General features: G+C 74.7%; 21 protein-coding genes. 10 read left to right on the top strand and 11 right to left on the bottom strand.

What is annotated here, in order from left to right:
* The first annotated feature begins 236 nt into the window (after positions 1–236).
* Positions 237–1103 (top strand): TIGR02452 family protein, encoded by an 867-nt coding sequence (locus tag ACZ4VF_RS01770; protein WP_467922495.1) that lies wholly within the window; start codon positions 237–239, stop codon positions 1101–1103.
* Between the two features lie 159 nt (positions 1104–1262).
* On the opposite strand, the gene ACZ4VF_RS01765 is transcribed toward ACZ4VF_RS01770, so the two are convergent.
* Complete coding sequence (locus ACZ4VF_RS01765) at positions 1263–1709, bottom strand: type II toxin-antitoxin system PemK/MazF family toxin (RefSeq protein WP_467922493.1); 447 nt, start codon at positions 1707–1709, stop codon at positions 1263–1265.
* Positions 1710–1811: 102 nt separating this feature from the next.
* Positions 1812–2261: a hypothetical protein gene (locus ACZ4VF_RS01760; protein ID WP_467922491.1), complete on the bottom strand. Its 450-nt coding sequence runs from the start codon at positions 2259–2261 to the stop codon at positions 1812–1814.
* 108 nt (positions 2262–2369) lie between these two features.
* On the opposite strand from ACZ4VF_RS01760, the gene ACZ4VF_RS01755 reads away from it, so the two are divergent.
* The 3 genes from ACZ4VF_RS01755 to ACZ4VF_RS01745 all read left to right on the top strand — a co-directional run bounded on the left by ACZ4VF_RS01755 (position 2370) and on the right by ACZ4VF_RS01745 (position 5183).
* The gene (locus ACZ4VF_RS01755; RefSeq protein ID WP_467922490.1) at positions 2370–3041 is read left to right on the top strand and encodes a helix-turn-helix transcriptional regulator; all 672 of its coding nucleotides are present in this window, start codon (positions 2370–2372) and stop codon (positions 3039–3041) included.
* Positions 3042–3113: 72 nt separating this feature from the next.
* The gene (locus ACZ4VF_RS01750; RefSeq protein WP_467922488.1) at positions 3114–3536 is read left to right on the top strand and encodes a hypothetical protein; all 423 of its coding nucleotides are present in this window, start codon (positions 3114–3116) and stop codon (positions 3534–3536) included.
* Between the two features lie 72 nt (positions 3537–3608).
* Positions 3609–5183: a hypothetical protein gene (locus tag ACZ4VF_RS01745; RefSeq protein ID WP_467922486.1), complete on the top strand. Its 1575-nt coding sequence runs from the start codon at positions 3609–3611 to the stop codon at positions 5181–5183.
* 30 nt (positions 5184–5213) lie between these two features.
* Here the strand turns inward: ACZ4VF_RS01745 and ACZ4VF_RS01740 are convergent, their stop codons facing one another.
* From ACZ4VF_RS01740 to ACZ4VF_RS01730, 3 genes are all read right to left on the bottom strand, one after another.
* Entirely contained in the window at positions 5214–6701 is a 1488-nt protein-coding gene (locus tag ACZ4VF_RS01740; protein WP_467922485.1) for an SPFH domain-containing protein, read from the bottom strand.
* Between the two features lie 133 nt (positions 6702–6834).
* Complete coding sequence (locus ACZ4VF_RS01735; RefSeq protein WP_467922483.1) at positions 6835–7053, bottom strand: hypothetical protein; 219 nt, start codon at positions 7051–7053, stop codon at positions 6835–6837.
* A 26-nt stretch (positions 7054–7079) separates the two neighbouring features.
* A complete protein-coding gene (locus ACZ4VF_RS01730; RefSeq protein ID WP_467922482.1) occupies positions 7080–8513 on the bottom strand; it encodes an amidase in 1434 nt (477 codons plus the stop codon).
* A 279-nt stretch (positions 8514–8792) separates the two neighbouring features.
* On the opposite strand from ACZ4VF_RS01730, the gene ACZ4VF_RS01725 reads away from it, so the two are divergent.
* Complete coding sequence (locus tag ACZ4VF_RS01725) at positions 8793–10817, top strand: TerD family protein (RefSeq protein WP_467923743.1); 2025 nt, start codon at positions 8793–8795, stop codon at positions 10815–10817.
* 113 nt (positions 10818–10930) lie between these two features.
* Here the strand turns inward: ACZ4VF_RS01725 and ACZ4VF_RS01720 are convergent, their stop codons facing one another.
* From ACZ4VF_RS01720 to ACZ4VF_RS01710, 3 genes are all read right to left on the bottom strand, one after another.
* Complete coding sequence (locus tag ACZ4VF_RS01720; RefSeq protein ID WP_467922481.1) at positions 10931–11158, bottom strand: hypothetical protein; 228 nt, start codon at positions 11156–11158, stop codon at positions 10931–10933.
* Between the two features lie 266 nt (positions 11159–11424).
* Positions 11425–12384 (bottom strand): alpha/beta hydrolase, encoded by a 960-nt coding sequence (locus tag ACZ4VF_RS01715; protein ID WP_467922480.1) that lies wholly within the window; start codon positions 12382–12384, stop codon positions 11425–11427.
* Positions 12385–12457: 73 nt separating this feature from the next.
* Complete coding sequence (locus ACZ4VF_RS01710; RefSeq protein WP_467922478.1) at positions 12458–13738, bottom strand: MFS transporter; 1281 nt, start codon at positions 13736–13738, stop codon at positions 12458–12460.
* Between the two features lie 56 nt (positions 13739–13794).
* Between ACZ4VF_RS01710 and ACZ4VF_RS01705 the strand changes: the two genes are divergently transcribed.
* On the top strand, positions 13795–14787 hold the full coding sequence (locus ACZ4VF_RS01705; protein WP_467922477.1) for an ArsR/SmtB family transcription factor: 993 nt from the start codon (positions 13795–13797) through the stop codon (positions 14785–14787).
* A 340-nt stretch (positions 14788–15127) separates the two neighbouring features.
* On the opposite strand, the gene ACZ4VF_RS01700 is transcribed toward ACZ4VF_RS01705, so the two are convergent.
* The gene (locus ACZ4VF_RS01700) at positions 15128–15685 is read right to left on the bottom strand and encodes an NAD(P)H-dependent oxidoreductase (RefSeq protein ID WP_467922476.1); all 558 of its coding nucleotides are present in this window, start codon (positions 15683–15685) and stop codon (positions 15128–15130) included.
* A gap of 99 nt (positions 15686–15784) precedes the next feature.
* Between ACZ4VF_RS01700 and ACZ4VF_RS01695 the strand changes: the two genes are divergently transcribed.
* Entirely contained in the window at positions 15785–16465 is a 681-nt protein-coding gene (locus ACZ4VF_RS01695) for a TetR/AcrR family transcriptional regulator (RefSeq protein WP_467922474.1), read from the top strand.
* A gap of 739 nt (positions 16466–17204) precedes the next feature.
* On the top strand, positions 17205–18206 hold the full coding sequence (locus ACZ4VF_RS01690; RefSeq protein ID WP_467922473.1) for a LacI family DNA-binding transcriptional regulator: 1002 nt from the start codon (positions 17205–17207) through the stop codon (positions 18204–18206).
* Between the two features lie 25 nt (positions 18207–18231).
* Here the strand turns inward: ACZ4VF_RS01690 and ACZ4VF_RS01685 are convergent, their stop codons facing one another.
* Positions 18232–18609, bottom strand: coding sequence for a thioredoxin family protein (locus tag ACZ4VF_RS01685; RefSeq protein ID WP_467922472.1), 378 nt, complete (start codon positions 18607–18609; stop codon positions 18232–18234).
* Between the two features lie 142 nt (positions 18610–18751).
* On the opposite strand from ACZ4VF_RS01685, the gene ACZ4VF_RS01680 reads away from it, so the two are divergent.
* A complete protein-coding gene (locus tag ACZ4VF_RS01680) occupies positions 18752–20182 on the top strand; it encodes a dihydrolipoyl dehydrogenase family protein (RefSeq protein WP_467922470.1) in 1431 nt (476 codons plus the stop codon).
* 161 nt (positions 20183–20343) lie between these two features.
* On the opposite strand, the gene ACZ4VF_RS01675 is transcribed toward ACZ4VF_RS01680, so the two are convergent.
* Positions 20344–20988 (bottom strand): peptide deformylase, encoded by a 645-nt coding sequence (locus ACZ4VF_RS01675; RefSeq protein WP_467922469.1) that lies wholly within the window; start codon positions 20986–20988, stop codon positions 20344–20346.
* A gap of 151 nt (positions 20989–21139) precedes the next feature.
* Here ACZ4VF_RS01675 and ACZ4VF_RS01670 point away from each other — a divergent pair, with 151 nt between their 5' ends.
* A complete protein-coding gene (locus tag ACZ4VF_RS01670; RefSeq protein WP_467922468.1) occupies positions 21140–22543 on the top strand; it encodes a PepSY-associated TM helix domain-containing protein in 1404 nt (467 codons plus the stop codon).
* Positions 22544–22587 lie beyond the last annotated feature (44 nt).

The raw sequence follows: 22587 nt of genomic DNA, 5'->3' as shown, positions 1-22587 counted from the left end.
AAACCCTCGTGCCCGTTCGCACAAGGGTGCCAACCCGGACGTTCCGGATCCGTCACCTCCGTTTCCTTCTCCTTCTTTCCGCTTCCTTCCGCTTCCTTCCGTGTGTCCGGGCCGTTGGCCGTTCGGGCGCGGGAAACCTCGTTGCACCGCCTCACCAGCATCACCCAGGATGCGTACATGAGCACGACGGGGGAGACCGCGCGGGCCGCGGTCGCGGCGCCCACGGGGGTGGCGCCGTGAGCGCGCGCCTGCGCGGGATCGCCGAGGAGACCGAACGGATCGTGGCCGTGGGCCGGTACCGGATGCCGGTGGGCGGCCGGAAGACGGGTGACCTGGAGACGGGTGGCCGGGGGACGGGTGGCCGGGAGGTGGTGCTCGCCGGCGCCGTCGAGGCCGCGCGGGCGGGCACCCGGATGTTCGGGCCGGCACCGGTGCCGGTCCCGGCGGCACCGCCCGTGAGCGACACGGTCCACGAGGTCACCGGCGAGAGCAGCCTGGAGGCGGCCCGCCGGCTGACCGCTGCCGCCGCCCCCGTGGCCGTCCTGAACTTCGCCTCGGCCCGGAACCCGGGCGGCGGCTACCTCAACGGCGCGCAGGCCCAGGAGGAGGCCCTGTGCCGCGCGTCCGCGCTGCACACCTGCCTGCTGACCGCCCGTGCCTTCTACGACCACCACCGCGCCGACCGCGACCCGTTCTACACGGACCGGGTGATCCACTCCCCGGCCGTCCCCGTCTTCCGCGACGACCGGGGACGGCTGCTCGCCGAGCCGTACCTCGCCGGCTTCCTGACGGCCGCCGCGCCCAACGCGGGCGTGATCCGGCGTACGGCGCCGGAGCGGGCCGCCGCGATCCCCGGCGCCCTCGCCGTACGCGCCGAACGCGTCCTGGAGACCGCCGCGGCCCACGGCTACCGGCGACTGGTCCTGGGCGCCTGGGGATGCGGTGTCTTCCAGAACGACCCGGCGCAGGTCGCGGGCGCCTTCCGGACGCTGCTGGGCCCCGGCGGGCGGTTCGCCCGCTCCTTCGAGCACGTCGTCTTCGGGGTGCTCGACCGGACGCGGGGGGCCGTTGTACGGGAGGCGTTCGCGCGGGCCTTTCCGTAGTGTCCGGCCGGTGCCGGCGGCCGGAAACGTGCGGAGGGCGGCCGGTGGCCGCGGTCGGCGGCGGATGGCCGGTGCCGGCGGACGACGGCGGGACGGTCGTCGCACGACGGCGGGACGGCCGGCGGGTGGCCATGGGCAGGCGGCAGGTGACCGGTCGGGTCAGGTCCAGCCGTAGCGCTCGTGGAGGCGTTGGCGGACCAGGTTGAAGCGCATGCGGCCCAGCGCGCACGCCTCCCGGCGCATGCCCTCCTCGTGCAGCCGCAGCACCCGGTCCACGTCGACCCACGAGTCCCGGCCCGACCGGTCCCAGGGTCCGCTGCCGATCGCCACCCACTCGCGGTCGCCGTCGTGCCGCTTGCTGGAGAGCTGCACGGCGAGGAACGTGCCCGCCGCCTCCCGGGCCACGACCAGCACCGGGCGGTCCTTGCCCCGGCCGTCGTTCTCCTCGAACGGCACCCAGGTCCACACGATCTCCCCGGGATCCGGGTCTCCGTCGTGGGCCGGGGAGTACTCGGTGCGCACCCGGCCGACCTCGCGCGGGTCGGCCTCGGTGGTGGTGTGCGGGCCGCGGGGGCCCGGGACGTCTTCTTCGGTGAACGTGCTCACGGAGGCACCCTAGTGGTCCGCGCGACGCGCGTCGGACACCCGTACGTCACACGGACGTCCGTACGCGACGCGGGTGCCCGGCGGCACGCGGGTGTCCGTGCGTCACCCGGAGCCGGCGTCGCCGGGGTTCCGGGCCGGTGCCGTGCCGGGGCGCGCGCCGATCCGCATGCCCGGGCGCCGGCCGTGCACGGTCACGTACGTCAGTCCGGCCGCGCCGGCGGTGATGCTGCGGGCGGCGCCGTGCGGCAGCCAGACCAGGGCGCCCTCGGCGAGCGGCTCCGCCATGTCCGGGGTGCCGTCGCCGAGCGTCCCGCCCCCGGCGACGACCAGGACCAGCACGTCCAGCTGCGCCTCGGTGTGCGCCGTGATCCGGGCGCCGGGGGCCAGCCGGACCACGTTCGCGTCGAGCTGGCGTCCGCTCTCCGCCAGCTTCCACAGCACGCCGGACGCCGCCGGCGGTGCGTCGGCCAGCGCGCGGACGTCGCACAGGACGCGCGGGTCCGCCGCCGGGCGGCCGGCCGTCGTGGTGTCCATCGCGGACGGCGACGTCATCTGGTGTTCCTCTCGGCTCCTGCTGTCCCTGCCCCGCTCCCCGCTCACCTTACATTTAATACATGTAGGATTCGTGAAAAACGGGCGCGGGTGGAAGGAGTACCGGACGTGAGCACGCGGGAGAGCCCGCGCCGCCGGGAAGTGCTGGACGTGCTGCGCACCGCGCCCGCGCCGCTCGGGGTCGCGGAGACCGCCGAGCGGATGGGGCTCCACCCCAACAGCGTGCGGTTCCACCTGGACGCCCTGGTGGCCGACGGCCGGGTGGAGCGCCGTACCGAGGCGCCCACGGGACGCGGTCGGCCCCGTGCGGTCTACACCCCGCGCCCCGGCATGGACCGCGGCGGCCTGCGCGACTACCAGCTGCTCGCCCGCGTGCTGCTCAGCCGGTGGGCGGCCGCCGACCCGGCCGAGGCCCGGGCGGAGTTGACGGAAGCGGGCCGTTCCTGGGGCCGCTTCCTGACCGATCCCCTCCCGCCGGACGAACCCCCGACGCCCGAGAGGTCGGTCACCCGGCTGCTCGCCCTGCTGGACGGCCTGGGCTTCGCACCGCGGCCGGAAGGGGGAGAGCAGCCCGGCGGGCCGCCGGAGCGGATCCGGCTGCGGCACTGTCCCTTCCTCGAACTGGCCGAGGAGCGGAGCCGGTTGGTGTGTCCGCTCCACCTGGGCCTGATGCAGGGGGCGTTGGCGCGGCTGGGCGCACCCGTGACGGCCACCGCGCTGGAACCGTTCGCCGAACCCGACTCCTGCGTGGCCCACCTGGCCGGAGCGCCGGGCGGCTGACCCGCATCGGCCCCGCCGAACACCCCGTCCGGACCGACCTCGTCACCCACACCGCGGAAAGGCCCCCCACTCATGCTCCCCGCCCCCGCCGCCACCGCCGTCACCTTCGTCTGGCTCGGGATGGTGCTGGCGATCTCCTTCCTGGAGGCCCCGCTGAAGTTCCGGGCCCCCGGGGTGACGATCCCCGTCGGACTGGGCATCGGCCGGCTGGTGTTCCGGGCGCTGAACGCGGTGGAGGCCGTCCTCGCGGTCACCGTGGCCGCCTCCGTCGCCGTGGGGGAGGCCCCGGCCGGGGTCGTCGGGCTGACCGCGGCGGTGGCGGCACTCCTCGCCGTCCAGCTGGCCGTCGTCCGCCCCCGCCTCAACCGCAGGTCGGACCGGGTCCTCGCGGGCGAGGAACTGCCCCGTTCGCGCAGCCACCTGTGGTACGTGGCGCTGGAGGTGCTCAAGGCCGGCGCCCTGATCGCCCTGGGAATCTCCCTGCTCTCGGTGTGATCCCGTAGGGTCGGGCCGGGGGCGACCGGGGGTCACCGGCCGGCCCGGGGACGACCGGGGGGACCACGGAACATGCCGACACCCGCACAGATCCGGGCGGAGGCCGACCTGCCGACGCGCCGGCTGGCCGGACTGGCGCTCAACCCGGCCGTGCCGCAGGACGTCCTGCTCCGGCTGCTGGCCGAGGCGCCGCTCGCCGTACGCATGGTGCTGTGCCGGGACCGTGCGCTGCCGGCCGCCGTCGTGGACGCGGTGATCGCGCACCCCGACCCCCGCACCCGCGGCTTCTTCGCCGTCAACCCCCATGCCGACCCCGCCCAGCGGGCCCGGCTGGTGGACGATCCGGACTGGACCGTCCGCTGCCACCTCACCGAGGGGCCCCGCACGCCGCTGCCGTACCGGCCCCTGCCCGACGAGACCGTCGTCCGCATGATCACCACCTACGACGGCGAGGAACCGCTCGGCTCGGCCGGGTTCTGGCAGCAGACGTCCCGGGAGCTGATCCGCTCCCTGCCCACACACCCCGTAGCCGAGGTCCGCCGGTGGGGCGTCGGCCACTGGGCGTCGCTGTCCGCCGAGCGGCGGGCCGCCCTGCTGGCCGACCCGGACGTACAGGTGCGCGAGCGGGCACGGGAGATGCGGCGCTGGGAGGACCCCGCGTGGGTGGAGGACCGGCTGCCCGCGCGGCCCTGCCACGCCCGCACCGACATCCTCCTCAACCGGGCGCTCGGCAGAGCCGTCGTGGACAGGGTCCTCACCGCGCCCGCCAAGGCCGACGAACGGGCCACGATCGCCCTCAACCCCACCCTTCCCTCCGACGTGGTGGCCCTTCTGGCCGGTGACCCCGACCCGGAGGTGCGCGAGCGGATCGCGGGCCGCGCCGACCTGGGGGCCGCCGAACGCCACGCGCTCGTCGCCGACCCCGAGCCGGCCGTGCGCAGGGCGGTGGCCCGCCATCCGCGGCTGGGTCCCGGTGAACGCCGTACGCTCGCGACCGACCCCGACCCGGAGGTACGGCTGGCCGTCTCCGTCCACCCCGCCTTCACCGAGCGGGAACGCGCCCGGATCGACTACCGGGTGCCGACGGACCGCGCGTTCCGCTTCCGCCCGGCGCCCGGGACACCCCGCGACCCGGCCGAGGTCCGCCGGGACGCCCTCTCCACGCACCCGCTGCTCCGCAGGGAGGCCGCGCGGGAACACACGCTGCCGGCCGACCTGGTGGCACGCCTCGCCGCCGACGACGACCTCGGCGTCCGCGTCCTGCTCGCCCAGAACCACCCGGACGCACCGCCGGCCCTCCTCCTGCGCGCCTTCCTGGAGTACACCGGCCCGGACCGTGAACGCCTGCCGACCCTGACCCACTTCCCGCGCACCGGGCTCGCCCACCTCGCCGACCACGCCGACCCCACGGTCCGCGCGCTCGCGGCCCGCGACCCGGACACCGGGCCGGCCGTCGCCGAACGGCTCACCCGTGACCCCGACCCCGAGGTCCGTGCGGCGCTGGCCCGCCACCCCAACCTCCCGGCGCCCCGGGTCGCCGAACTCCTCGCCGACCCGGAACTCGCCCACGCCGCCGCCGCGAACCCGGCGCTCACCCCGGAGACGGTCGACCGGCTCGTGCGGACGTGCGGCCGGGGCCCCTGGTGAGGGACCCCGGCCGCGCACGACAGCCCTTCCTCAGCGCTCCTTGTCCACCGGCACCTTCTGCGACGGAGGCGTCACCAGGCCGTTCGGCGAGGGCGAAACGCCGTTCACCGGCTGCCCGTTCTCGCCCACCGTGGAAAGCAGCTTCCGGGCCAGGCCCAGTCCCGTACCGCCCATGGTGAGCGCCTTGGCGAACAACTCGCCCATGCCGTCGGCGCCGTTGAGCAGCACCATGTTGTCGACGTTGCCGAAGGCGGACGCACCCGCCTGCACGATCTCCGGCCACTTCTCCGCGAGTTGCTGGGCGACGACCGCCTCCTGGTTCTCCGCGAGGGCCGCGGCCCGGGCCTTGATGGCCTCCGCCTCGGCCAGACCCTGGGCCCGCGTCGCCTCGGCCTCCGCCAGGCCCCTCGCCTGCGCGGCGGCGGCCTCGGCCTCACCGGTGGCCCGGGTGGCGTCGGCGGTCGCCGCGCCCCGGCTCTTGGTCGCCTCGGCCTCGGCCGCCGCGGCGGTCTTCACCCGGGTCGCCTCGGCCGCCGCGGCCAGCTCCGTCTCCTTCGCCTTCGCCTGGGCCGCCGAGATCCGCGCGTCACGCTCGGCCTCGGCCAGCGTCCGCTTCTCGTACGCCGTGGCGTCGGCCGGCTTGCGGACGTCCGCCTGGAGCTGCTGCTCACGCCGGTGCGCCTCCAGCTCGGCGACCCGGGTCTCCTGCACGACGACCTCCTGGCGGGCCGCCGCCGCGGCGAGCGGGCCGGCCTGCTGGGCCTTGGCCGCCGCCTTGTCCCGCTCGGCCTGGTAGCCGGCCTGCAGGATCTCGCTGTCCCGGGTGGCCTCCGCCATCCGCGCGAACGACTGCTGCTCGGCCTCCGTGGCCAGCCGGTTCGCCTCGGCCTGGGCGATGCGCGCGTCCCGCTGCACGGCCGCCGCGTGCGGCATCGCCAGGTTCTGGATGTACCCGGTCGGGTCCTCGATCTCGTGGATCTGCAGCGAGTCCACGATCAGACCGAGCTTCTCCATCTCCGTACCGCAGGCCGCCCGGGTCTGCCCGGTCAGCTTCTCCCGGTCGCGGATCATGTCCTCGACCGTCAGCCCGCCCACGATGGACCGCAGATGACCGGCGAAGACGTTGTGCACCCGCTCCGCCATCAGCCGCTGCTGGTCCAGGAACCGGCGGGCCGCGTTCGCGATCGACACGAAGTCGTCGCCCACCTTGAAGATGACCACGCCGCGCACCTTCAGCGGAATGCCCTGGTGCGTCACGCAGTCCACGTGCAGCTCGGTCTCGTTCAGGTCCAGCGACAGCTTGCGCACCGCCTGCACCCCGGGCAGCACGAGCGTGCCCCGCCCCGTGACGATGCGGAAGCCCATGCCCTCCTCCAGGCCCTCGGTGCGGTGCTTGGACCCGGAGATGATGAGCGCCTCGTTCGGCTCGGCGACCCGCCACATCAGCTTGAACAGACCGATCAGTACGAGGACGGCCACCACGACCGCCCCCGCAACGACGCCGACAACCATCGGCATACGCCCCCTTTGCATGGTGCCCGTTCGGCACCGAACGAAGGGAGTGTGCGCCTGCCGGATCCCGTGGTGAAGACACCGGGGATTCCTTGTCACAATCTTGACGCGGGCCGCCCTCACCTGGGGCGACCGCCGCTCAACTGTCGTAGGCGGCCGTGACGTAGACCGTCCTCGGCGGCAGGTGCTCCACGACCATCACCACCGTCCCGGGCGCTATCCGGGCCGTGCCGTCGGCCGGGTGGGCGAGGAAGTGCTCCGCGCCGCCGCGCACCCGCACGATCACCTCGCCGACGAGCCCGGGCCCGACCGTTCCCGTCACCCGTCCGATCAGCCCGACCATCGACGCGTCTCCCATGGCCCCAGCGTACGGGCGGAACGCCGTCACGCGACCGGCCCGTCCGCGTCCGCCCGCAGCGGCGGCCACCGCTCGTGCCAGCGCAGCTCCGCCTCCAGCTGCGCCGCCAAGGAGACCAGCAGCGGCTCACTGTGGGCCGGGCCGAGCAGCTGGGCGCCGACCGGGAGTCCGGGGCCGGCGAACCCGGCGGGTACGTTCACGCCCGGCCAGCCGAGGACGTTCCACGGCCAGGCGTAGGGGCAGGCGGCGATGACGGCACGGTCCGTGGCCATTGCGCCGAGCCGGGAGAAGGCGCCGATCCGGGGCGGGGGCAGGGCCGTCGTCGGCGCGAGCACCACGTCGTACGCGCCGAAGAACGCGCCGATCCGCCGCTGGAGCACCGCCTCGGCGCGCCGGGCCGCCCGCAACGGCACCCCGCCCAGCAGCCTGCCGAGCCGGGCCGCCTCCCGGGTGCGCGGGTCGAGCAGCGCGGGGTCGGGGGCCCGGCGGGCCCGCTCGGCGATCCCGGCGGTGGCCCGGGGCACGAAGGCCAGCCCGATCTGCCCGTACGGCGGATCGGCCTCCTCCACCACATGCCCCAATCCCGCCAGTTTCTCGGCGAGTTCCACGACCCGGGCTCGGATCTCCGGGTCCAGCCGGACGGGTACGGCGGTGAACGGCGGCTTCAGGGACAGCGCGACACGCAGCCGGCCCGGGTCACGGCCGACCGCGTCCGCCACGGTCAGCGCGGGCGGCCGGTGCGGGTCGCGGTCGTGGTTGCCGCTCGCCGCGTCCAGCAGCAGGGCCGCGTCGGCGACCGTCCGGGCGAGGGTGCCGTTGACCGTGATGCCGTGGAAGGACTCGCCCCACGGCCAGGTCGAGATCCGCCCCCGCTGCGGCTTGACGCCGATCAGACGGGTCCAGGCGGCGGGGATGCGCACCGAGCCGGCGCCGTCGGAACCGAGCGCGGCCGGGACGAGCCCCGCGGCGACGGCGGCGGCCGAGCCCCCCGAGGAGCCGCCGGGCGTGTGCCCGGTGTTCCAGGGGTTGCGGGTCTCCCCGAACGCGGGCCCCTCGGTGAACGGCCACTGTCCCAGCTCGCACGTGTTCGTCTTGCCGACGATCACCGCGCCGGCCGCGCGCAGCCGCCGTACCGCCTCACCGTCCGCGGCCGCCGGCGGGAACGCACCCCGGCAGCCGAACGCGGTCGGCTCACCCGCCACGTCCATGTCGTCCTTCACCGCCACCGGCACCCCGAGCAGCGGCTTGGCGACCCCGGCGGCCAACTCCCGGTCCGCGGCGTCCGCTTCGGCGAGCGCGGCCTCGGCCCGTACGATCCGGAAGGCGTTCAGCGTGGGCTGCGCGGCCTCGATCCGGGCCAGCGCCTCCTCCACCAACGCCCGGGAGGTCACCTCCCCACGGGCGAGGGAACGCCGGGCCTCCACGAGTCCGGCGGCACGGCCGGCACGGTCGGGCGTCATGGGCGAGCACCTCCGGGAGACTCCGGGCACGATGTCTACCGAACGGTAACGTCAGAGCGGGGCGTGAGCGTGGTTTTCACGCGATGTCCTGCTCAGGGGATGCAGCGGTCTTCCCCCACCGCACCCTGAGAAGAACGCAATTCGGCCATCGGACGTGGTGGCGATGGCTGAGGGCTACAGTTTTCCCCTGTGGGCCACATCACAAAGAGTCACGTGATGGGCTCGGACGACGTGCGCGCATGGAAAAGCAACAATCTGGGGGGATTGTCGGTGCGGGAGATGGTGAAGGGCTCGAATGCGACGCTTTCGGCCCTCAGTGACAACGTCGGTTCGGTCATCGTCAGCCTGCGCTGGGCAAGCACGAGCGGCGAGGGCGACGCTGACGTGTCGGTTCTGTTGCTGGGGCCGAACGGCAAGGTGCGCAGCGACGCCGACTTCTACTTTTACAACAACCCGGTTGCATCCGACGGTAGTGTCCAGCTGCTCGGCAAGGTCCCGGTCGAGCAGGGTGACGAGGACCGGATCGGGTTCGACCTGACGGCCGTACCGGAGGATGTCGACAGGATGGTCATCGCCGCGAGCCGGTACGGCGGTGCCCACTTCGGTGACCTGGAGGACCTCACGGTCACCCTCTCCGATGGCACCGGCGAAGGTCTCCTCCGATTCGCGATCGACGACGCCCGATCAGTGAGCGCGGTCATCTTTGGCGAGCTGTACCGCCGCGACGGCGCATGGAAGTTCCGTGCCGTAGGGCAGGGATACGCCGACGGTCTGGCCGGTCTGGCGACGGATTTCGGTGTCGACGTCGATGACGACGCCGCAGCGGAGTCGGCACTGGACGACGGCACGGGCGACGAGGAAGGCATGACGGCCGAAGCCTCCGAGCCCGCTCGTGAGCCGGCACTGCCCGCCGTGCCCTCCCCGCGTCGGCCGGACGATGCGGACCGAGTGCCCGGTCCGACGCCACGCCCCCGTACGGCGAAGCGGAAGATCACCCTTCCCAAGGCGGCGAAGAAGTCTCTCGCCGAGAACGAGACGTGGAGGGAGGCGAGGTTGTTCCCGGTCTCGGCGCTCAAGAGCGACCGGGACCGAGAGGTGCGCGCGACCTCGGTCCTGCTGTCGGTCATGGCCCAGGTGCCGGAGTTCGGCAGACGGCTCATGGCCGGCTTCGGCGCGCCGGCGGGCCGCATGGAGACGTTCGTCGAAGTTTCCCTACCTCACGGTGACACACCCCGACGACCGGACGGCGTCGTCCGCGTGGAGCGGGCGGGCAAGTTGTGGACCGCGCTGATCGAGACGAAGACCAACGGGAACGCGCTCAAGAGCGACCAGGTGCAGGCGTACATGGACATCGCCGCACGCCGAGGGTACGAAGCCGTGATCACGCTGTCGAACGACGTCGCCCTGGAAGGAAGTCCGCTCGTGGACGTCAAGACCGACGGGCGGCGCAAGCACAAGGTGGCCCTGTGGCACCTGTCCTGGGCGGAGGTCGCCTACCAGGCACACGTGCTGATCCGGCATGAAGGCGTGGGGAACGCGGCGCACGCTTGGCTGCTCCAGGAACTGTTGCGCTACCTCCAGCACGAGAACTCCGGCTGTCACGGGTTCCAGAACATGGGCCCCGCCTGGGTGCCCGTGCGCAACGGCATCGACGACGAGACCCTGTGCCAGGGCGACCCGAGGGCACTCGACGTCGTGGAGAGCTGGGAACGGCTCATCCGCCAGGTCTGCCTCGGGCTCGGAGGCGAACTCGGCCGCAAGGTGCTCCCGGTCCAGCGGGGCAAGCGGGGCAGGGACCCCCGCGAACTGCGCCAGGCCCAAGCCGATCGGCTGTGCCTGCAGGGCCGACTCCAGGCCGAACTCCGCATCGACGGCGCTCCCGGTGTGCTGTCGGTCGGCGCCGACTTGCGCACCGGCAAACTGCGGGTCTCCACGGACGTTCCCGCGCCGGCCCAGGGCTATCCCCTGACGTGGGTGAAGAGGCTCATCCGATGCCTGGCGGAGGCACCGGCCGACCTGCATATCGAGACACTGCTCGACGGTGAGACAGGTGGCCCCCGCGGCACGCTGGAGCGGTTGCGCCCCGAGCCCGCCGACCTGCTGCCCAAGGCAGAGGGTGCACGTATCACGGGCTTCCGCCTTTCCTTGCTCAAGTCCATGGGGCATGGCCGAGGCAACGCGGAGACGGGATTCATCCGCAGCGTCGACGACGCTGTCCAGCGTTTCTACGGCCATGTGTGGGTGCCTTTCGACCGCCCGACTACGCGACGCGCGTCCGCCAGAGAGCCGGTGACATCCGCATGAGGCCGTCGCCCCGCTGAGCGGCGGGCAGGGGCGGCTCTGTCCTGTCCGATGGATCAGGACAGAGAGCCGGAGCTGGCGAGCCGGTGACCCGTCGACGGAGAAGGCGCTGCTCGTCACGAATCCCTTGCAGTGTCGGCGGACTCCAAGCGGACTGCGGACGCCCTTGCCTCGGACGGCCACTCGGCACGCATGACAGGGCGGCTCGGCAGGCGCTCGAACCAGTCGGCGCGCCGCTCGGCGAGGTTCTCGACCGTGCCGGAGGCTTGGAAGAAGCCGTGCTCGGGCGACTCGCGGTTGTGGTCGCTGTCGTAGAAGTGCACGGCCCATTCGCCGAGCGCCACCGATCGCGCCTCGTCGAGGAATGCATAGGGGCGAGCGGCGAGGTCTCGTTCTCGGGCCGTCCGACCTGGCTGGGAGCCCACGGCACCCGCCGACGGAGGCCCGGTGGTGCAGGGCCGCGGGGAAGGCGTGTTCCGCCTCGACCAGGTCACAGGGCTCCTCGCCGTGCTGCTCCGGGCCCTCGACCTCGAACCAGCTGTCCGTATGCACGGAGAACCCTTGGTCCAGGCACATAGCGCCTGGACGTCCGGTGCGTCGCGTGGGGGAATCAGTCCAGCAGCCGGCGGAGCCACGCGACCCGGGTCGCGCGGGCCGTGCGGGAGAGGGCCGCGTCCGGGGCGAGGGCGTCGAAGCCGTGGCAGCCGCCCGGCCAGACGTGCAGCTCGGCCACGCCGCCGGCCTGCCAGATCCGGGACGCGTAGCCGACCACCTCGTCCCGGAAGGTCTCCGCCGAGCCGACGTCCAGGAAGGCCGGGGGCAGACCGGACAGGTCGGCGGCCCGGGCCGGTGCCGCGTACGGGGAGACTTCCGCGGAGCCCCGGCGGTCGCCGAGCAGGGCCGTCCAGGCCGTCTCGTTCGCCGTCCGGTCCCACAGGCCCCGGCCGGCCATCTGGCGGCTGGAGACGGTGTCGTTGCGGTCGTCCAGCATCGGGCACATCAGCAGCTGGCCGAGCGGGCGCGGGCCCCGCCGGTCCCGGGTGAGGAGGGCGAGCGCCGCGGTGAGACCACCGCCCGCGCTGGCGCCCGCGACGACGATCCGGTCCGGGTCGCCGCCGATCTCCCGCGCGTGCTCCGCCGTCCACAGCAGTCCCGCGTACACGTCCTCGACCGGCGCCGGATGCGGGTGTTCGGGTGCCAGCCGGTACTCCACCGACACCACGACCGCGCCCAGTTCCCGCGCCCACGCCAGGGGTTCGGTCACGCCCGCCCGGTTGGTGCCGGCCACCAGGCCGCCGCCGTGCACGTGGTAGATCACCGGCAGCCCCGCCGGAGCGGCCGTCGGCCGGCACACGAGCAGGGAGACACCGGGGGCGCCCTCCGGCCCGGGTACCGTGCGGTCCTCCGCCTCGAAGGCACCTTCCAGGGTGACGTCGACCAGCTCGCAGACCGCCGCGCCGCGCCGGGCGGCCTCGACGTCGTCCGGGGTGAACCCGGGCGCGACCACGCCCCGGAACGACTCCAGTACGGCGGCGAGTTCCGGGTCGAACGGCGGCGGGACCAGGGACATGGCAGCTCCTTTCCGTGACGCCCGGCGATCACTGCCCGAGCACGCGTGCCCCACGCACGCGGTCGTCTGCCGTCTACCCCCTCAAGCCCGGAGGACGACCTGCCACGGCGGCGGTCCGCCGGCCCGGGGCCGGGCCTGCGGCCGGAGCGGGCCTGGCGGGGCGGGCCGCCAGGTGGCGCAGCAGCGCCGCCGCGGTCAGTACGGCGACCAGTCCGCACACCCCGCTCCAGCCGTACCGGGCGTAGGCCCGTGTGCCGAGCCAGGAGCCGGTGCTGCCGCCCAGGTAGGCGCAGGTCATGTACGCGGTGTTGAGGCGGCTGCGGACGCCCGCGTCGACGGCGTGCACGCGGACCTGGTTGGCGACCGTGCCCGACTGCATGCCGACGTCCAGCAGCAGCGTCCCCGCCACGAGCGCCACCAGGCCGGCCGTGCCGCCGAGACCGCCCAGCGCGAGGAGCGCGGCGGAGACGGCGACCAGGAGGAAGCAGACCAGGTTCACCCGGTCGGGGCCGCGCCGGTCCACCTGCCGGCCCGCGAAGGGGGTGACGAGCAGGGTCACCGCGTTGACCAGCGCGAGCAGCCCGACCGCGGACGCGCCCAGCCCGTACGCCGGCCCGGTCAGCAGCAGCGAGAGCCCCGTCCACACGGCGGAGAATCCGGCGAACACCGCCGCCTGGTACCAGCAGGAGCGGCGTAACCGCCGTTCCCGGCACAGCAGGCGGAGGGGGTCGGCCAGCAGCCGCGGGTACGGCCGCCGGGACGCCGGGCGGGTGACCGGCAGCGCGCGGGCGAGGAGCAGCGCGACGGCCAGGGTGAGCAGGGCCGCGACGAGGTACGGCGCCCGCCAGCCCAGCCGCTCGCCGAGGACCCCGCCGGCCGTCCGCGAGAGCAGCATGCCGGCGAGACAGCCGCTGAGCAGGGTGCCGCCGACGACGCCCTGCCGCTCCTCGGGGACCAGCCCGGCCGCCAGCGGGCCGGCCAGCGGCGCGATCACCGTGGCCGCCCCGGTCAGGGCGCCGGCCGCGAGCAGCGGCGGCAGCGCGGGCGCGAACGCGGCGGCGCACAGGCCGAGGCCGGTCAGACCGAGCAGGGTGACCAGCAGCGGGCGGGCGGGCACCCGGTCGCCCAGCGGGACGAGCAGGAAGATGCCCGCCGCGTAGCCGAACTGGGTGGCGGTGACCACGCCCGCCGCCGCGCCGGGGGAGACGCCGAGGCCGGCCGCCGCGAGCGGGGCGACCGCCTGCGGTAGGTAGACGTTGCCGACGGCGACCCCGCAGGCCAGTGCCATCAGGGGAACGAGCCGGGAGGAGGCGGAAGGGAGCGGGGTACGCTGCCCGGTGCGGTGATCCGTCATGTGCCGAAGTCCAGGGCACGTGCGGCTGGTTGTCGAAGGATTCAGCCGGGGGCTACATGATCAGCTTTTTGCTCGGTGTGGACGACCTCGCCGACACCCGGTTCGCGATCTCCCCGCTCGGCCAGCTGATGGAGAGCCTGCGGGTGCTGCGGGCCCCCGCCCTGCACCCCCTGCACCACGGCTGGCGCCGTACCGCGCTCGCCGCCCTCGCCCCCGGCGACGGACCCCTGCTGTCGTCCCTGGTCGGCCCCACCCTCGCGCTGCCGGACTTCCTCACCCCGCGGCCCGCCGTCCACGCCCCGGCCTTCGAGGAGGAACTGGCCGTCGTCCGGGCCACGCCCCCGGAGGTCGTACGGCACGACCTGCGCGCCGCGCACGCGCCCCGGCCGCTGCCCCCGGCCCTGCGGCAGGCCGCCACGCCTGGGGAGGAGCCCGTCCGGGAGCTCCTCGACACGCTGTGCGCCGTGCTGGCCCGCTACTGGCAGTCCGCCCTGCTGCCGTACTGGCCGCGGATCCGGCTGGTGCTGGAGGCCGACGTCCGGCACCGGGCGGACCGGCTGGCCACCGGCGGTGCCGGAGCGCTGCTGTCCGGGCTGCACCCCAACCTCCGCTGGCGCGGCGGGGTGCTGACCATCGCCCGGATGACCGGCCGGCACGAGGTCGCGGGCGAGGGGCGGGGGCTGCGGCTGATGCCCTCGGTGTTCGCGCACAAGCCGGCACCGCCGATCAGCGCCGAGGCGCCGCCGATGCTGGTCTATCCGGGCCGGGGCACGGCCACCCTGTGGGAACCGGAGCCCGCACCCGACGCCTCCGCCCTCACCGCGCTCCTAGGGGCACCCCGGACCACGCTGCTCCGGCTGCTCGCCGAACCCCTGCCGACCGTCGAGCTCGCCCGCCGCCTGGGCGTCACCCCGAGCGCCGTCTCCCAGCAGCTGCGGGTCCTGCACGCGACCGGCCTGGTGACCCGCGTCCGGGACGGGCGGCGCGTGCTGTACCGGCGCAGCCCGCTGGCGGAGCAACTCGCCGGGGGACGGCCGGACCCGGGCTGACTTCGAGGGCGCTCCGGGCTGACTCCGAGGGTCTTCCGGGCTGACTCCGAGGGTCCTCCGGGCTGACTCCGAGGGCGCTCCCGACTCCAAGGGTGCTCCGTGCCGGGCGCCGCTGCCTTCGCGTCGGGCCCGTCGGCCGGACCGTACCGGGCTCGCCTCGGACGCCGTGATCCTCGTGCCGGTGCTCGTGCCCGCATGCGGCAGGGGCCGGAGCCTCGTCGGCTCCGGCCCCTGCGGGCAGTCGGCGTGCGCCCTCGCGGGCGGTCGTCCGGCTCCCGTGCGCCGTCGTGCGGCTCGGACCGGGCGGTCGTGTCCGGCTCCCGTGCGCTCCTCGTACGGCTCAGACCGCCGCGGGCACGTTGCCGTGCAGGCGGGCCACGACCTCGGTCAGCTGGGCGGCGACCTCGGCGTCGTCGGACGGGTGGGTCTCGGCGAAGCGGGTCAGGGAGCCGGGGATGGACAGCTTGATGTCCTCGATCACCTTGCCGCCGGCGATGCCCACGGCCTTGCGGGTGTCGTCCTGGGCCCACACGCCGCCGTACTGGCCGAAGGCGGTGCCGACCACGGCGACGGGCTTGCCGCCGAAGGCGCCGGCGCCGTACGGGCGGGACAGCCAGTCGATGGCGTTCTTCAGGACGGCCGGGATGGTGCCGTTGTACTCGGGGGAGAAGAACAGGAAGGCGTCGGCGGCCTGCGCGGCCTCACGCAGCTTGGCGGCGGCGGCCGGGACGTCGCCCTCCACGTCGATGTCCTCGTTGTAGAACGGGACGTCGGCCAGGCCCTCGAACAGCTCGACCTCGGCGCCCTCCGGTGCGAGCTTCACGGCCGCCTCGGCGAGCTGGCGGTTGTGCGAGCCGGCGCGAAGGCTGCCGACGAGCGCGAGGATGCGGACAGACATGGCTACTCCAAGGGGCTTGAACATCGTTGGCACGATCCGGACCGGGGTCCGTTTAAGTGTGTACCACTCCAAGCGGACCGCGGTCCAGTTTTCTTCCCGATGCTTTACGCTGTCGTCATGTCCAGCGCTCCGCCGCCCTTCCCGAAGCCTCAAGAGCCCCTCGAGACATCCCCCGTGCTGGAGATCGGCCCGGCTTCCGACGAGCCGTGCCTGCGCGCCGACGCGGCCCGCAACCGGGCCCGGCTGCTGGAGGCCGCCGCCCGGCTGATCGCCGAGCACGGGGTGGCGGGGGTCACGATGGAGGCGGTGGCCGCGGCGGCCAACGTCGGCAAGGGCACCGTCTTCCGACGCTTCGGCGACCGCACCGGACTCCTGACGGCCCTCCTCGACCACTCGGCCAAGCAGCTCCAGGCCGACTTCCTCGGCGGCCCCCCGCCGCTGGGTCCCGGTTCGCCGCCCCTGGAGCGGCTGCGGGCGTTCGGTGTCGCGGTGCTGTACCGCACGGTCGAGCAGCTGGATCTGCACCTGGCCGCCCAGCCGGAGCCGGCCCGCCGGTTCACCCATCCCGCGGCCGGGTCGCTGCGCATGCACCTCATGGTGCTGCTCCGCCAGATCGTGCCGGGCGCCGACTGCGACCTGCTCGCCCACACCCTGCTGACCTCGCTGGACCCCGCCCTGATCCACCACCTGACCCGCCAGCGCGGCATGCCCATGGAACGCCTGGAAGCCGGCTGGCTCGACCTGGTGGCCCGGGTGACCCGCACCGAACCGCCGCGCTGAGGCGGGTCTCGGGCGGTCCCGCGGATCCGGTCAGACCTCCCCCGGGTGATCTCCACGACCCCCTGCGGCGCGTCCGCTCGGGACAGGCGCGCCCCGGGGGCGCCGGAGAGCGGCGCTCCGGCGTGCGTGGCGGTGTGCGGGTAGGTGGCGATGGGCGGGTACGAGGCGGCGGGCGCCTCGCGCAGGGCCCGGGCCGGTGCCGTGAAGTCGCCCGTGGGCTCCTCCCCGGCGTGTTCGGCGGCGGCCGCCGTGGCGTGCCGGAGCGGCGGGTCCACGCCCCAGGCCCGCCCGGGCGGACGGCACGGCACCCCGCCCGCGTCCGGCAGGCCGAGCGGGGTCTCGGCGAGGCGCGGGTGGTGGGGGCCGCTCGGCCGGGCGGTCAGCGCCGAACGGGCCAGGGATCGGTGCTCCAGGAGCGCTGCGGTGGAGGCGGTGAGCACCGCCCCCGGCCGTTCCCGCCGGCTGCCCCGGCCGGTGCCGGGCCGGCCGTGCCGGGCAGCTCGTCCAGCACGGCCGCGTGCGGTGCGTCGGTGTCGCGGAGGCGGGCGCGGAGCGAGGCCGGACCGGTGGCGCGTTCCTGGGCGAGCCTCCGCGGGGTCACCTCGCGGAGCCCTTCCGCCGGCAGGATCGCGACGGCGGAGGCGACGGTGCCCTGCGCATATGCCGAGTTTGTCGAAGCATGAACCACCTTGCCCCGCCCGCTCCCGGCCCCCGCTCCTCTGCCAAGATGCGGTCTGTCATGGTGCAGATACCGAACACGCCCACGAGCGCCGATGTGGCCCGTCTCGCCGGCGTCTCGCGCGCGACCGTCTCCTACGTCCTCAACAACACCAGCGCCGTACGGATCAGTGACGCGACCCGCCGACGCGTGCACGAGGCCGCCCGGGAGCTCGGGTACGTCCCCCACGCCGCCGCCCGCAGCCTGCGCGCCGGACACAGCCGTACGGTCCTCATGCCCGCCCCGGCCATCCCGGTGGGCCCCCTCTACAGCGGGTTCCTGAACGAACTCCAGTGGGCGCTCGGCCGGCTCGAATACACCGTCGTCCAGTACGGCAGCGTCGGCCTCCAGGGCGACGAAGCCGCCCGCGCCTGGGCCGAGTTGCGGCCGGTCGCCGTCCTGGTGCCCGGCACCGGCCTCGGCCCCCAGGGCGTCGCCCTCCTCAAGCGCTCCGGCGCCCGGGCCGTCGTCACCCTCGGCCCCGCCCGCGTCGACGGGGCCCACGCCCTGCTGATGGACCACGCCACCGTCGGCCACTGCGCGGGCGCCCACCTGTACGAGCGGGGCCGGCGCCGGATCGGTGTCGTCATGCCCGGGGAGCCGGGACTCGACGTCTACGCGCGGCCCCGGCTCGCCGGAGTACGCGAGGCGCTGCGCGGCACGGACGCCGCGGTGACGGAGCTGCCACTCGGCTACACCGAGGAGTCCGCCGCCGAACTCGCCGCCCGCTGGCCCGGATTGGGGCTGGACGGGGTGTTCGCCTACAACGACGAGTACGCGATGCTGCTGATGCGCGCCCTTCAGGACGAGGGTGTACGCATCCCCGAGGACGTCGCGGTGATCGGCGCCGACGACCTGATGCTCGGCCGGCTGCTGCGCCCCCGGCTCAGCACCGTCCACATCGACCTGCCCTCGGGCCGCGACCTCGCCGGGCTGGTCGACCGCGCGGTGCGCGACCCCGGCGGTGAGCCGGAGGTGCACACCCTGCTGGGGGCCTCGGTGATCCGGCGCGAGTCCAGCTGACCCGGGACCGCGGCCCCCGTACGGGCTACTCCTGCGCCCCGCCCTGCTGGGCGGCGATGCTCTTGCGGACCTCGTCCATGTCGAGGTTGCGGGCCTGGCCGATGAGGTCCTCCAGCACCGGCGCGGGCAGCGCGCCCGGCTGCGCGAAGACCGCCACCTGGTCGCGGATGATCATCAGCGTCGGAATCGACTGGACCTCGAAGGCCGCGGCCAGCTCCGGCTGCGCCTCGGTGTCCACCTTGCCGAACACCAGATCGGGGTTGTCCGCCGCGGCCTTCTCGTAGACCGGCGCGAACTGCCGGCACGGAGGGCACCACTCCGCCCAGAAGTCGATGAGAACGAACTCGTTCTCGCTGACCGTCTGGTCGAAGTTCTCCTTGGTCAGCTCCACGGTGCTGCTCATGGCGTGATTCCCACTTCCTGGTGTAGGGGGTGTGCCGACGGCGGAAACACGGTCGCCGGGCCGCCTATTCCGCCCGCGCACGCCTGTGTTCCGCGCGCGTACCCGTGTGGCCACGGCGCACACCACCCACCAGACTGACCCCATGACGGAAACGGAATCCATCGCGTACGACGTCGTGGTGATCGGGGGCGGACCCGTCGGGGAGAACGTCGCCGACCGCGCCCGCGCCGCCGGACTGACCACCGCCCTCGTGGAGAGCGAACTGCTCGGGGGCGAGTGCTCGTACTGGGCCTGCATGCCCAGCAAGGCGCTGCTCAGGCCGGTCATCGCGCAGGCCGACGCCCGCCGGCTGCCCGGCCTCGCGCAGGCGGTCCAGGGCCCGCTCGACACCCCGGCCGTCCTGGCCCGCCGGGACGAGTACACCTCCCACTGGCAGGACGGGGGCCAGGTCGCCTGGCTGGAGGGGACCGGCACCGACTTCCACCGCGGCCACGGCCGTCTCGCCGGTCCCCGCACGGTCACCGTCACCGCCCCCGACGGCACCGTCACCACCCTCACCGCACGGCACGCCGTCGCCGTCGCCACCGGCACCCGCGCCCAGCTGCCCGACCTGCCCGGCCTCCCCGACGTCAGGCCGTGGACCAGCCGCGAGGCCACCAGCGCCAAGACGGCCCCCGGCCGGCTGATCGTCGTGGGCGGCGGCGTCGTCGCCACCGAGATGGCCACCGCCTGGCAGGCCCTCGGCTCCCGGGTCACCCTGCTGGTGCGCGGCAAGGGCCTGCTGAACCGCATGGAACCGTTCGCCGGGGAACTCGTCGCCGAGGCCCTCGCCGAGGCGGGCACCGACATCCGCACCGGCACCTCCGTGGAGTCCGTCAGCCGGGAGAACGGCACGGTCGTGGCCGTCACCTCCGCCGGCGACCGGATCGAGGCCGACGAGATCCTCTTCGCCACCGGCCGCGTCCCGCACACCGACGACCTCGGCCTGGAGACCGTCGGCCTGGAACCCGGCTCCTGGCTCGACGTCGACGACAGCCTGCGCGTCACCGGCACCGACTGGCTGTACGCGGTCGGCGACGTCAACCACCGCGCCCTCCTCACCCACCAGGGCAAGTACCAGGCCCGCATCGCGGGCGCCGCGATCGCCGCCCGCGCCGCCGGCGGCACCGTCGCGGAGGAGCCCTGGGGCGCCCACACCGCCACCGCCGACCACCACGCCGTACCCCAGGTCGTCTTCACCGACCCGGAGGCCGCCGCGGTCGGGCTGTCCCTCGCCGAGGCGGAACAGGCCGGCCACCGGGTCCGCGCCGTCGACGTCGAGTTCTCCTCCGTCGCGGGCGCCGGCCTGTACGGCGACGGCTACAAGGGCCGCGCCCGCATGGTCGTGGACCTGGAGGACGAGATCCTGCGCGGCGTCACCTTCGTGGGCCCCGGCGTCGGCGAACTCGTCCACTCGGCCACCATCGCGGTCGCCGGCCGCGTCCCGCTCGACCGGCTGTGGCACGCGGTCCCGTCCTACCCCACGCTGAGCGAGGTGTGGCTGCGGCTGCTGGAGGCGTACCGGGACAACTGAGCGGAAGCCCGGGGGAAGTTCGTTCGCGGGACGCCCGATCGGGCCGCTGTGTCCGGTGGGGTGCGTCGCCAGGCGGAGGATCACCGGCGTCCCCGGGCGGTCCGGCACGCACCGGGGCGCGTGCCGGACGCCGCCACCCGGACTGATCCGGAACGCGTCCCCTAAGGCAGCTCGAAGCCCAGGGCCTCGGCCGCGGCCCGGGGTGCCGGCTGGGCCCACAGGGCCGCCACCGCCTCGTTGGTCGACAGGGAGCGCAGCTCCGCCCGGTCCAGGTAGAGCGTGCCGTCGAGGTGGTCCGTCTCGTGCTGCACGATCCGGGCCGGCCAGCCGCCGACCACCTCGTCCAGGGCGCGGCCCCGCTCGTCCTCGCCGCGCAGCCGCACCTCGGCGTGCCGGGCCACCACCGCCTGCCAGCCCGGCACGCTCAGACAGCCCTCGAAGAACGCGGCCCGGGCGGTGCCGACCGGCTCGTACACCGGGTTGACCAGCACCCGGAACGGCTGCGGGACCCGCCCCCGGGCCGCCGCGACCTCCTCCGGCACGGGGGCCGGGTCCTCGATGACCGCGATCCGCAGCGGAATGCCCACCTGCGGCGCGGCGAGCCCCACACCGGGGGCCGCGTGCATGGTGGCGCGCAGGGCCTCGACGAAGCGGGCCAGCAGCGCGGGGCCGAGCTGGCCGTCGTACGGCTCGGCGGGGCGCCGCAGCACCGGCCGGCCGGCCGCGACGATGGGCAAGGGGCCGCCGGCGGCGAGGAGTTCCTCGACCCGCTCGGCGAGCGGTGCGTGATCACGGGGAGGTGCCATCGCGTCAGGATGCCATGCCCGTCCCGCCCGCTGTGGCACAGCTCACCAACACCCCGGGGAACCCGGCCGCCCACCGGGCCGACTACTGGTGCGCCCCCGCCTCCCCGCCGACGGCCAGACCTCGGTACCGAGTCCCCGGAGAACCCCGCCGATGACCACCGCTCCCCCCGCCACCCCGGCCGAGGCGTCCCGCCCCGCCGCCCGCGGCCCCTGGGCACCCCTGCGCCCCCTCGTGCTGCGCCTGCACTTCTACGCCGGCCTTCTGGTCGCACCCTTCCTGCTGGTCGCCGCCGTCACCGGCCTGCTGTACGCGGGCTCGTTCCAGGCCGAGAGGCTCGTGTACGACCATGAGCTGACCGTCCCGGCCGGCGAGCGCGAGCTGCCCGTCTCCGCCCAGGTGGCCGCCGCCCGCCAGGCCCACCCCGAGGGCACCGTCACGGCCGTGCGCCCCGCGCCCGAGACCGGCGCCACCACCAGGGTGCTGCTCTCCGGCGTCCGGGGCGTCGACCCCGGACACACCCTCGCCGTGTTCGTGGACCCGTACACCGGCACGGTCCGTGGCGCGCTCGAACAGTACGGCGCGACCGGCGCGCTGCCCCTGCGCACCTGGATCGACGGACTCCACCGGGACCTGCACCTGGGCGAGACCGGCCGACTCTACAGCGAGCTGGCCGCCAGCTGGCTGTGGGTGATCGCGGGCGGCGGCCTGGTGCTGTGGTTCTCCCGGCGCCGCGCCCTGCGCAGGGTGCGCGGCACCAGCGGCCGGCGCCGCACCCTCGGCCTGCACGGCACGGTCGGCGTCTGGACGGCCGCCGGGTTCCTGTTCCTGTCCGCGACGGGCCTGACCTGGTCGGCGTACGCCGGCGCGAACATCGACGAGCTGCGCACCTCGCTGGGCCAGGCCACCCCGTCCGTCTCGGCGGCCGTGGCCGGCGGCGAGCACGCGGGCCACGGCACGGCGGGCCGCGGTACGGCCGGCTCCGCCGAGCACGGCGTGGGGCTGGACCAGGTGCTCGCGGCGGCCCGCGCCGAGGGGCTCGGCGATCCGGTCGAGATCGTGCCGCCCGCGGACACGGACAGCGCCTACGTCGTCCGGCAGATCCAGCGCAGCTGGCCCGAGAAGCAGGACTCCGTCGCGGTCGACCCGGCCACCGGGCAGGTCACCGACGAACTGCGCTTCGCCGACTACCCGGTGCTCGCCAAGCTCACCCGCTGGGGCATCGACCTGCACACCGGCTCCCTCTTCGGACTCGTCAACCAGATCGCCCTCGCGCTGCTCGCCCTCGCGCTGGTCCTGCTCGTCCTGTGGGGCTACCGCCTGTGGTGGCAGCGCGGCCGGGGTTCCGCCTTCGGCCGGCCGATCCCGCGCGGCGCGTGGGCGGACGTGCCGCCGTACCTGCTGGTACCGGCGCTCGCGGCCGTGGCCGTGCTCGGCTGGTTCGTGCCGTTGCTCGGCATCCCGCTGGCCGGCTTCCTCGCCGTCGACATCGTCCTCGGCGAGATCGCGCACCGGCGCGGGCGCCGCGGGTACGGGAGTGTCAGCGGCGTGAAGTAGCGTGGAACGGCGGGTGAGCGAGCGAGGCAGGACGGGGGAGGGAA

The organism is Streptomyces sp. NPDC029151 (assembly GCF_055564315.1).
The sequence above is the reverse complement of the archived record's forward strand: the minus strand, read 5'-3'. Positions and strand labels throughout refer to the sequence as shown.

Bases quoted from the DNA above. Each gene is read 5' to 3' on its own strand.
- ACZ4VF_RS01760 (WP_467922491.1), bottom strand. From the start codon at position 2,261: ATGACGTCGCCGTCCGCGATGGACACCACGACGGCCGGCCGCCCGGCG.
- ACZ4VF_RS01750 (WP_467922488.1), top strand. From the start codon at position 3,114: ATGCTCCCCGCCCCCGCCGCCACCGCCGTCACCTTCGTCTGGCTCGGG.
- ACZ4VF_RS01745 (WP_467922486.1), top strand. From the start codon at position 3,609: ATGCCGACACCCGCACAGATCCGGGCGGAGGCCGACCTGCCGACGCGC.
- ACZ4VF_RS01740 (WP_467922485.1), bottom strand. From the start codon at position 6,701: ATGCCGATGGTTGTCGGCGTCGTTGCGGGGGCGGTCGTGGTGGCCGTC.
- ACZ4VF_RS01735 (WP_467922483.1), bottom strand. From the start codon at position 7,053: ATGGGAGACGCGTCGATGGTCGGGCTGATCGGACGGGTGACGGGAACG.
- ACZ4VF_RS01730 (WP_467922482.1), bottom strand. From the start codon at position 8,513: ATGACGCCCGACCGTGCCGGCCGTGCCGCCGGACTCGTGGAGGCCCGG.
- ACZ4VF_RS01725 (WP_467923743.1), top strand. From the start codon at position 8,793: ATGGTGAAGGGCTCGAATGCGACGCTTTCGGCCCTCAGTGACAACGTC.
- ACZ4VF_RS01715 (WP_467922480.1), bottom strand. From the start codon at position 12,384: ATGTCCCTGGTCCCGCCGCCGTTCGACCCGGAACTCGCCGCCGTACTG.
- ACZ4VF_RS01710 (WP_467922478.1), bottom strand. From the start codon at position 13,738: ATGACGGATCACCGCACCGGGCAGCGTACCCCGCTCCCTTCCGCCTCC.
- ACZ4VF_RS01705 (WP_467922477.1), top strand. From the start codon at position 13,795: ATGATCAGCTTTTTGCTCGGTGTGGACGACCTCGCCGACACCCGGTTC.
- ACZ4VF_RS01700 (WP_467922476.1), bottom strand. From the start codon at position 15,685: ATGTCTGTCCGCATCCTCGCGCTCGTCGGCAGCCTTCGCGCCGGCTCG.
- ACZ4VF_RS01695 (WP_467922474.1), top strand. From the start codon at position 15,785: ATGCTTTACGCTGTCGTCATGTCCAGCGCTCCGCCGCCCTTCCCGAAG.
- ACZ4VF_RS01690 (WP_467922473.1), top strand. From the start codon at position 17,205: ATGGTGCAGATACCGAACACGCCCACGAGCGCCGATGTGGCCCGTCTC.
- ACZ4VF_RS01685 (WP_467922472.1), bottom strand. From the start codon at position 18,609: ATGAGCAGCACCGTGGAGCTGACCAAGGAGAACTTCGACCAGACGGTC.
- ACZ4VF_RS01680 (WP_467922470.1), top strand. From the start codon at position 18,752: ATGACGGAAACGGAATCCATCGCGTACGACGTCGTGGTGATCGGGGGC.
- ACZ4VF_RS01675 (WP_467922469.1), bottom strand. From the start codon at position 20,988: ATGGCACCTCCCCGTGATCACGCACCGCTCGCCGAGCGGGTCGAGGAA.
- ACZ4VF_RS01670 (WP_467922468.1), top strand. From the start codon at position 21,140: ATGACCACCGCTCCCCCCGCCACCCCGGCCGAGGCGTCCCGCCCCGCC.